Raw genomic sequence first — 8,651 nt, 5'->3', positions numbered from 1 at the left:
CTCCCTGGTGTGATGGTGTCTTTGGACGGACAATCCATCGATACCGGGAGTTCCGCTGTCCTACTGGCACCCCGCACGGCGTGTCACACTTGCCACACCAGTCACACACCTAACTGCGCGGCATTGGCGCTAGTGAGCGGCTAGATGACCCGGGTCGTCCTGGGTTCGGCATCGACGGGCCGGCTTGGCGTTCTGCGCCAGGCCGGCCTCGATCCGTTGGTGGTGGTTTCCGGTGTCGACGAGGACGCCGTGATGGCGTCGTTGGCCGGTGCCCCGCCTGAGCAGATGGTGAGCGGGCTCGCCGCGGCCAAGGCCGACGAGGTGTTCGCGCACCTGCCCGCGGCGATCGCCGGTGACTGCGTCGTGATCGGCTGTGACTCGATGCTGCTTCTCGACGGGCAGTTGTGTGGCAAGCCAGGAGATGTCGGCACCGCTCGACGGCAGTGGCAGACGATGGCGGGCCGGACGGCCCAGCTGTACTCCGGTCATGCCGTGCTGGTGGTCCGTGACGGGTCGGTCGTCCATCGCGCCGCCGACACCGGCATCACCGCGGTTCGTTTCGGCTCACCCACCGACGCGGACCTGCAGGCTTATCTCAACAGCGGCGAACCACTCGGTGTCGCAGGCGGTTTCACGCTTGACGGCCTGGGCGGCTGGTTCATCGACAGCATCGACGGCGACCCGTCCAATGTGATCGGGTTGAGCCTGCCGCTGCTGCGCCGAATGCTGGCCGCGGCCGGTCTGTCGGTGGCGCAGCTCTGGAAAAGTTCGGCGGACACTGCCTAAGCCGTACGTGCAACTCGCGCCCTTCCGGCCGAACCAGCCGTGGCGATACGCCCGCCTGAAGTCCGCCCCCGAGGTCGAGCACGTGATGCTCGAACCATGCTCTGCGACCTGCGAGATCGGTTGCCACCGTGTTCATCCCGGCCCCTTCTGGGTGGAGCGGGTGTCGTAGCCGTTGCGACTCAAGCAGTTCGGTTCCGCTCCGCCATTGCCCGCAACTTTCGGTGCCCGCCGGTGCGCGCAGTGATCAAATTGCAACCTTTTTGTGTGGCGCCACGCCGCGCCGATGTCGCGGATAGTCTCAACCACCGGTTGACACTGGGCCGATGCCAGTCGAAGAAACAATGTGGGATGTTCGCGTGGCACGCGACTTCGAGACATGCGACCTGGAGCGGCTGCGCGCCGCATTCGCCGACATCATCGCCAAACGCCTGTCGCCGGGCAAGCGGCTGCTGCGCGTGGTGACCTGGTCTCAGAACGGCGGCTCTCTCTTCCGCGCCAACAATGGCGCCCGCCGCTTTGCCGTGGCCTACGAGGTCGCGTTCACCGCGTAGCCGGCGATACGCGCGGTCCGGACACTGCTCCGCCACCGATGCCGGGACCGACGGTACGCTCTTGGTGTGCCGCTGCCTGCAGATCCCAGCCCAACTCTTGCCGAGTACGCCCATCCGGAGCGCCTGGTCACCGCCGACTGGCTGGCCAGCAACCTGGGTCGGCCCGGTTTGGCCATCGTCGAGTCCGACGAGGACGTCCTGCTGTATGACACCGGCCACATCCCGGGCGCGGTGAAGATCGACTGGCATCTCGACCTCAACGACCCCAATGTGCGTGACTACATCAACGGTGAACAGTTCGCCGAGTTGATGGACCGCAAGGGCATCAGCCGCGACGACACCGTCGTCATCTACGGCGACAAGAGCAACTGGTGGGCCGCGTACGCGCTGTGGGTGTTCACCTTGTTCGGCCACCCCGATGTGCGCCTGCTCGACGGCGGACGCGACCTGTGGGTCTCCCAAAGCCGTGACACCACCCTTGAGGTGCCCATCCGGCAGTCCAGCGATTATCCGGTGGTGGAGCGCAACGACGCCCCGATCCGCGCCTATCGAGACGACGTGCTCGCCATCCTCGGTAAGCAGCCGTTGATCGACGTCCGCTCGCCCCAGGAGTACACCGGCGAGCGCACCCACATGCCCGACTACCCCGAAGAGGGTGCGCTGCGCGGCGGACACATCCCCACCGCGAAGTCGATCCCGTGGGGCAAGGCCGCCAGAGACAACGGGCAGTTCCGCAGCCGCGCCGAACTCGCGGAGCTCTACGGCTTCCTCAAACCCGACGACGAGACGGTGGTGTACTGCCGGATCGGCGAGCGCTCCAGCCACACGTGGTTCGTGCTGACCCACCTGCTCGGGCTGCCCGGCGTGCGCAACTACGACGGCTCGTGGACCGAATGGGGCAACGCGGTGCGGGTCCCGGTGGCCGTCGGCCCCGATGCAGGCCAGGCCCCAGGCGCCTCATGAGTTCGATGCCGGCCGCCCTGGCAGAGGTCGTCTCCGACTTCCAGGAGGTGGCCGGCCAGGACAAGCTCCAGCTGCTGTTGGAGTTCGCCAACGAGCTGCCGCCCTTGCCGAGTCATCTCGAAGAGGCGGCCATGGAACCCGTTCCGGAGTGCCAGTCGCCGTTGTTTCTCGACGTCGACGCCTCCGACCGGGACAAGGTGCGGTTGTTCTTCAGCGCGCCACCGGAGGCGCCGACGACACGCGGGTTCGCCGCGATCCTTGCGGCCGGCCTGGACGGCCAGCCTGCCGATGACATCCTGGCGGTGCCCGACGACTTCTACACCGCACTGGGACTGGCCGCGTTGATCAGCCCGCTGCGGCTGCGGGGCATGTCGGCGATGCTGACGCGGATCAAGCGGCGGTTGCGCGGGGCCTGACCGGCCGCGCGGATTCGTCCGCCCCGGTCCTTTGCCCGCAACTGTGATCCGTTCCGCTCCAGCAGGATTCACAATCGAACAGCACGACAGGAATGGCCGGAGGTGCCCGACGTTGCGCGAACGTACCGATCGATGCGAGCCCGCAGCCGACCCACCGGATGCGTGTCGGCTGAGCCGATGTGACCCCGCGAGCCGGGACGGCAAATTGGCACGTCAACAGCGGCGATGCGTCCATGGGCGGAAATCGGCCAAAACCTACTCACCGGTAACCGATACCGGATTGGGAAGCCTCAAGGTGCGCCGCATAAACTGCCCGCGATAGATTCTTAAAGACGTTTCTTAGAGAACTGCCGAGGAGGCACCGTGGCCAACCACGCCAGCTCAAAGATCTCCAAGGTGCTGGTCGCCAATCGCGGGGAGATCGCGGTCCGGGTGATCCGTGCCGCCAAAGACGCCGGACTTACCAGCGTGGCCGTGTATGCCGAGCCGGACGCCGACGCACCGCACGTGCGGCTCGCCGACGAAGCTTTCGCCCTGGGGGGACAGACCTCAGCCGAGTCCTACCTGGTCTTCGAAAAGATCCTGGACGCCGCAGCGAAGTCCGGCGCGAACGCCATCCACCCGGGCTACGGCTTCCTGTCGGAGAACGCCGACTTCGCCCAGGCCGTGCTCGATGCGGGGTTGATCTGGATCGGGCCGAGCCCGCAGTCCATCCGCGATCTCGGTGACAAGGTCACCGCGCGCCACATCGCCGCCCGCGCTCAGGCACCGCTGGTGCCGGGCACCCCGGATCCGGTCAAGGACGCCGACGAGGTCGTGGCGTTCGCCAAGGAGTACGGCGTGCCGGTCGCGATCAAGGCCGCCTTCGGCGGTGGCGGCCGCGGCATGAAGGTGGCCCGCACCATCGAGGAGATCCCCGAGCTGTTCGAGTCGGCGACCCGTGAGGCCGTTGCCGCGTTCGGTCGCGGCGAGTGCTTCGTCGAGCGCTACCTGGACAAGCCGCGTCACGTCGAGGCCCAGGTGATCGCCGATACGCACGGCAACGTCGTCGTCGCCGGTACCCGCGACTGCTCGCTGCAGCGCCGCTTCCAGAAGCTGGTCGAGGAGGCCCCGGCCCCGTTCCTCACCGACGCGCAGCGCAAGGAGATCCACGAGTCGGCCAAGCGGATCTGCAAGGAGGCCGGATACTACGGCGCCGGCACCGTCGAGTACCTGGTCGGCCAGGACGGCCTGATCTCCTTCCTTGAGGTCAACACCCGTCTGCAGGTGGAACACCCGGTCACCGAGGAGACCTCGGGCATCGACCTGGTGCTGCAGCAGTTCAAGATCGCCAACGGCGAAGCCCTGGACATCACCGAGGATCCGACCCCGCGCGGCCACTCGTTCGAGTTCCGGATCAACGGTGAGGACGCCGGCCGCGGCTTCCTGCCCGCGCCCGGCCCGGTGACCAAGTTCGAGCCCCCGACGGGCCCCGGTGTCCGCATGGACTCCGGTGTGGAGTCCGGTTCGGTGATCGGCGGTCAGTTCGACTCGATGCTGGCCAAGCTGATCGTCACCGGTGCCACCCGCGAAGAGGCCCTGGCCCGCTCGCGCCGTGCGCTGGCCGAGTTCAACGTGGAGGGCCTCGCGACGGTCATCCCGTTCCACCGGGCCGTGACCGCCGACCCCGCCTTCATCGGTGACGGCGAGAAGTTCGACGTGCACACCCGCTGGATCGAGACCGAGTGGGACAACACCGTCGAGCCGTTCACCGGCGGGGACCCGATCGAGGAAGAGGACACCATTCCTCGCCAGACCGTGGTCGTCGAGGTCGGCGGACGCCGCCTCGAGGTGTCGCTGCCCGGTGACCTGGCGCTCGGTGGTGGTGGCGGTGGCGCTGCCGCCGGTGTCGTGCGCAAGAAGCCCAAGGCCCGCAAGCGTGGCGGCGCAGGCGGCGCAGCGGCCTCGGGCGACTCGGTGACCGCACCGATGCAGGGCACCGTGGTCAAGGTGGCCGTCGAAGAAGGCCAGGAAGTGGCCGCGGGTGACCTCGTGGTGGTGCTGGAGGCCATGAAGATGGAGAACCCGGTGACGGCCCACAAGGACGGTGTCATCACCGGTCTGGCCGTCGAAGCCGGTGCCGCCATCACCCAGGGCACCGTGATCGCCGAAATCAAGTAGATCTTTCGCCCCGAGTGGCCACTTGTGGCACGGATTCTGTTGAATCTTGTGTCATAAGTGGCCATTCGGCATTTCTGAGTTCGGCACCGTGGAGGTCTTGTGGAACCTGTGGAGATCAACAACGGCCAGTGGTATCTGCGCGGGCTGCGCGCCGATGACCGGGTCGACGACCGGCCGGCACTCACCGACTTGGGCGAGGACGACTTGGACTACGTTCACGACGCCGCAGACGGCTGGGCCGACGACACCCGCTACACCTGGGCCGTGTGCGAACCGACCACCGGTGAACTGCTCGCCGAGGTCATCCTCGATCCCGTCACCGGTTTCCTGAGCAGCCGGGGCCGCCCCGGCTTCGAGGATGCCGCTGCCATCTCGGAGGACACCGTGCGGCGCTACGCCACGCAGGTGCTCGGACTGGAGGTGCACACGTGAGCACGCCCGCAAGCCCCAAAGTCGTCACGGTCACCGGTGCCGCCGGCCAGATCGGCTACGCCGCGCTGTTCCGCATCGGGGCGGGTGCCCTGCTCGGTCGCGACGTCCCGGTCAAGCTGCGGCTGCTGGAACTGCCGTCGGCGATCCGCGCGGCCGAAGGCGTGGTCATGGAACTGGTCGACAGCGCGTTCGACGGGCTGGTCGACATCGAGATCCATGACGATCCGGTGCGGGCGTTCGACGGTGTCGACGTCGCACTTCTGGTCGGGGCCAGGCCACGCAGCAAAGGCATGGAACGTGCTGACCTGTTGGCCGCGAACGCCGCGATCTTCGCCGAGTCCGGCAAGGCGCTGAACTCCGGCGCGGCCGGTGATGTGCGCATCGTCGTGGTCGGCAATCCGGCGAACACCAACGCCTTGGTGGCCTCGGCCCACGCCCCCGACATCCCCGCCGAGCGGTTCACCGCGCTCACCCGGCTCGACCACAACCGCGCCGTCGCCGCCCTGGCTGCGCACGCCGGCGTGCACGTCACCGACGTGTCGCGGGTGACGGTGTGGGGCAACCACTCGCCGACCATGTACCCGGACATCTTCCACGCGGTCATCGACGGGCGGCCGGGTTCCGACTACGCGGCCGACACCGATTGGCTCACCCAGGAGTTCATCCCGACCGTCGCTGCCCGCGGCACCGCGATCATCGAAGCTCGTGGCACCTCTTCGGCCGCGTCGGCCGCCAACGCGGCCATCGACCACGTCCGCGATTGGGTCGACGGCACCGACCCCGACGACTGGACATCGGTGGCCCTGCCCTCCCCCGGCGTCTACGGAGTGCCGGAAGGGGTGGTCGCCTCGCTGCCGGTGCGCGCGGTGGACGGCGCGTGGCAGATCGTGGAGGGCCTGGAGGTCAACGAATTCTCCCGGGCCCGAATCGACGCGTCGGTGGCCGAGTTACTCGAGGAGCGCCACGCTGTCGAACAGCTCGGCCTGCTCTAGCAGTCAGCGTTCATCGATGTCGAGGCCGGTGGCCAGGTCAGCGCATTCGACGGCGATGACGTCGTCGCGGCCACCGAGAAACGCCCGGGCCCCCTGGTCGCCGTGCAATGTCGCGGTCAGCTCCGCGAGGTGCCTGCGGGCCATCACGACGGGGTGACCGGGGCGGCCGCCGTAAACGGCACGGGCCAGGCCCGAATCGGAGCCACGTGCCGCACCCAGGACCCGTGCCACCACCTCGGCGCCGACATCGGGGGTGTCGACGGTGTGCAAGACGGCCCAGCCGGCCGGGCCGATGGCCGCCAGCCCGTCGCGCACCGATGCGCTCATGCCGTCGGCCCAGCGGGTGGCGACCACCGCGCGCGCGGGCGCCGGCACCTCGACCACCGCCGCACCCAGCACCACGATCACCTCGTCGCAGCCGCCGCCGTCGAGCGCGGCGACGGCCCGAGCGAGCCAATCCCCTTCTTCGGCAAGAACTTTCGGCATCCCGAACCGACTCCCCGCGCCGGCGGCCAGCAGCACCCCGGCAACTGCATCGGAGTTCGGCATGCCAACAGTCTGACCTGGAACCATAAGAATCCACTCAGACGATTGTCCGCCGACATTGATCGCGGTAGGGTCCGTTACAGGTTGAGTTCACAGCCGCAGCGGGCGTCATCGACATACGCGCGGGGACTCCCACCGTTGCCGATCGACGCCGCACCAACAGTACGAATACATGTATTACGACTGATGGAGCTACCGATGACCGCTATTTCGACGAGCGTACCGATCGACCGGACCGACGATTCCCCGGCCGCCTTCGCCACCCGCTGGCTGCCGCCGTCAACGGCGGTGATCAGCGCCCGCGGCGAGATCGACGCCGTCAACGCAGCCGATTTCGCCGACTACGTGTCGCACCACATTGCCAGGGCCGAGCGGGTCGCAATCGACCTCAGCGAGGTCGACTTCTTCGGCACCGCAGGGTTTTACGCCCTTACCGACATCGAGGTGCGCTGCTCGGCCTCGGATGTCGAATGGGTGGTGGTACCCAGCAAAGCAGTGAACCGGCTGCTGCGCGTCTGCGACCCGGATTCGGCGTTGCACACGTGCTACAGCGTGGCCGCGGCACTGTCCACATTGAACGGCAAGGCCGCGCTACTGCAGCTGGTCACGAAGTCGCGCTAGCGATTTCGCCAACAGCCTCGAGACGTGCATCTGCGAGACACCGACACGCTCGGCGATCTGCGTCTGCGTCATGGACTCGAAGAACCGGAGCAACAGGACCGTGCGTTCCCGCTCGGGCAACTGCGCGAGCAATGGCCGCAGGGTTTCCCGATTGTCGATCTGGTCCAGACCGGCGTCGTCGTCGCCGAGCGTGTCGACAATCGCCGGCGCGTCCTCGTTCCCCCCGCCTCCGCTGTCGATGGACAGCGTGTTGTACGAGCTTCCCGCGACCAGGCCTTCGATCACCTCTTCGCGGTCCATGTCGAGTTCTTCGGCCAGCTCGGAGGCGGTGGGGGCCCGGCCCAGCCGCTGAGACAGCTCCGCCGTGGCCGAGCCGAGTCGCAGATGCAGCTCCTTGAGCCGCCGCGGCACCTTCACCGACCAGCTGTTGTCCCTGAAGTGGCGCCTGACCTCCCCCATGATCGTCGGCACCGCGAAGGACACGAAGTCTGATCCGGCCTCGACATCGAACCGGTTGACCGCATTGACCAGGCCGACCCGCGCCACTTGCGTCAAGTCTTCGCGTGATTCGCCGCGGCCGTCGAACCGCCGCGCGATGTGGTCGGCGAGCGGCAGACACCGCTCGACGATCCGCTCACGTTGACGCTCGTAAGCCGACGAGTCCTCGGGCATTCCGCTGAGTTCGCGAAACATTTCGCGAACGTCCGCATATTCGGACGTCACCGCAGCAGGCTCGCTCGTCTCGTCGTGAGGGTGATGCCGGACACCTGACCGGCTTCGGGCCCGTCCCCGTCGGTGAACGTCTTGACCTCGTCGGTCAGGGAACTCAAGACGTGCCAGCTGAAGCTGCCCGGCTCGACCACCGCGGAACCGGTGCAGGTGGTCGAGGCGGTGATCACCACCGCATCCTCGCTCGGGTCGACGATCAAACGCAGGCTCGAATCCGGGACGGCGGCCCGGATCAACGCTGTGCAGGCCTCGTCCACCGCCAGCCGCAGGTCGGCGACAACGTCGAAATCGAGGTCCTCGAACGCTGCGACGGCGGCGACAAGTGTGCGCACCACGGCCAGGTTCTCCAGCCTGGCCGCGACCCGAATCTCCACCGACCGCTCTCCACGGCTCGACGGCATGGACTGGCCCTGTTCGTCGGCCATTTCACCTCCCGGCATCTCGGATCGACAGTA

Annotated in this window: 11 protein-coding genes; 8 read left to right on the top strand and 3 right to left on the bottom strand. The window is 67.5% G+C overall.

The window, feature by feature from the left end:
- The first annotated feature begins 144 nt into the window (after positions 1–144).
- From E0T84_RS15615 to E0T84_RS15585, 7 genes are all read left to right on the top strand, one after another.
- Complete coding sequence (locus tag E0T84_RS15615; protein WP_138744854.1) at positions 145–786, top strand: nucleoside triphosphate pyrophosphatase; 642 nt, start codon at positions 145–147, stop codon at positions 784–786.
- 323 nt (positions 787–1,109) lie between these two features.
- Positions 1,110–1,337 (top strand): hypothetical protein, encoded by a 228-nt coding sequence (locus tag E0T84_RS15610; RefSeq protein WP_230983367.1) that lies wholly within the window; start codon positions 1,110–1,112, stop codon positions 1,335–1,337.
- A 66-nt stretch (positions 1,338–1,403) separates the two neighbouring features.
- On the top strand, positions 1,404–2,300 hold the full coding sequence (locus E0T84_RS15605) for a sulfurtransferase (RefSeq protein ID WP_138744853.1): 897 nt from the start codon (positions 1,404–1,406) through the stop codon (positions 2,298–2,300).
- Positions 2,297–2,716 carry a cysteine desulfuration protein SufE gene (locus tag E0T84_RS15600; RefSeq protein ID WP_070187264.1) on the top strand — a complete coding sequence of 140 codons (420 nt, stop codon included), beginning with the start codon at positions 2,297–2,299 and terminating at the stop codon, positions 2,714–2,716. Before E0T84_RS15605 ends, E0T84_RS15600 begins: the two co-directional genes overlap by 4 nt.
- A gap of 363 nt (positions 2,717–3,079) precedes the next feature.
- Positions 3,080–4,876, top strand: coding sequence for an acetyl/propionyl/methylcrotonyl-CoA carboxylase subunit alpha (locus E0T84_RS15595; protein ID WP_070187265.1), 1,797 nt, complete (start codon positions 3,080–3,082; stop codon positions 4,874–4,876).
- A 99-nt stretch (positions 4,877–4,975) separates the two neighbouring features.
- A complete protein-coding gene (locus tag E0T84_RS15590; protein WP_064849307.1) occupies positions 4,976–5,308 on the top strand; it encodes a hypothetical protein in 333 nt (110 codons plus the stop codon).
- Positions 5,305–6,300: a malate dehydrogenase gene (locus E0T84_RS15585; RefSeq protein ID WP_070187266.1), complete on the top strand. Its 996-nt coding sequence runs from the start codon at positions 5,305–5,307 to the stop codon at positions 6,298–6,300. The genes E0T84_RS15590 and E0T84_RS15585 overlap by 4 nt, the downstream gene beginning before the upstream one ends.
- 3 nt (positions 6,301–6,303) lie before the next feature.
- On the opposite strand, the gene E0T84_RS15580 is transcribed toward E0T84_RS15585, so the two are convergent.
- The gene (locus E0T84_RS15580) at positions 6,304–6,849 is read right to left on the bottom strand and encodes an NTP transferase domain-containing protein (RefSeq protein WP_138744852.1); all 546 of its coding nucleotides are present in this window, start codon (positions 6,847–6,849) and stop codon (positions 6,304–6,306) included.
- A gap of 195 nt (positions 6,850–7,044) precedes the next feature.
- On the opposite strand from E0T84_RS15580, the gene E0T84_RS15575 reads away from it, so the two are divergent.
- On the top strand, positions 7,045–7,467 hold the full coding sequence (locus E0T84_RS15575; RefSeq protein ID WP_138744851.1) for an STAS domain-containing protein: 423 nt from the start codon (positions 7,045–7,047) through the stop codon (positions 7,465–7,467).
- Here E0T84_RS15575 and E0T84_RS15570 read toward each other — a convergent pair.
- Positions 7,438–8,160 carry an RNA polymerase sigma factor SigF gene (locus E0T84_RS15570; RefSeq protein ID WP_249383647.1) on the bottom strand — a complete coding sequence of 241 codons (723 nt, stop codon included), beginning with the start codon at positions 8,158–8,160 and terminating at the stop codon, positions 7,438–7,440. The two genes, E0T84_RS15575 and E0T84_RS15570, sit on opposite strands and share 30 nt — an antisense overlap.
- A 26-nt stretch (positions 8,161–8,186) precedes the next feature.
- Positions 8,187–8,621: an ATP-binding protein gene (locus tag E0T84_RS15565; protein ID WP_070187269.1), complete on the bottom strand. Its 435-nt coding sequence runs from the start codon at positions 8,619–8,621 to the stop codon at positions 8,187–8,189.
- Positions 8,622–8,651 lie beyond the last annotated feature (30 nt).

This window comes from Mycobacterium sp. DBP42 (genome assembly GCF_005924235.1).
Classification (GTDB): Bacteria; Actinomycetota; Actinomycetes; order Mycobacteriales; family Mycobacteriaceae; genus Mycobacterium; species Mycobacterium syngnathidarum.
The sequence above is the reverse complement of the archived record's forward strand: the minus strand, read 5'-3'. Positions and strand labels throughout refer to the sequence as shown.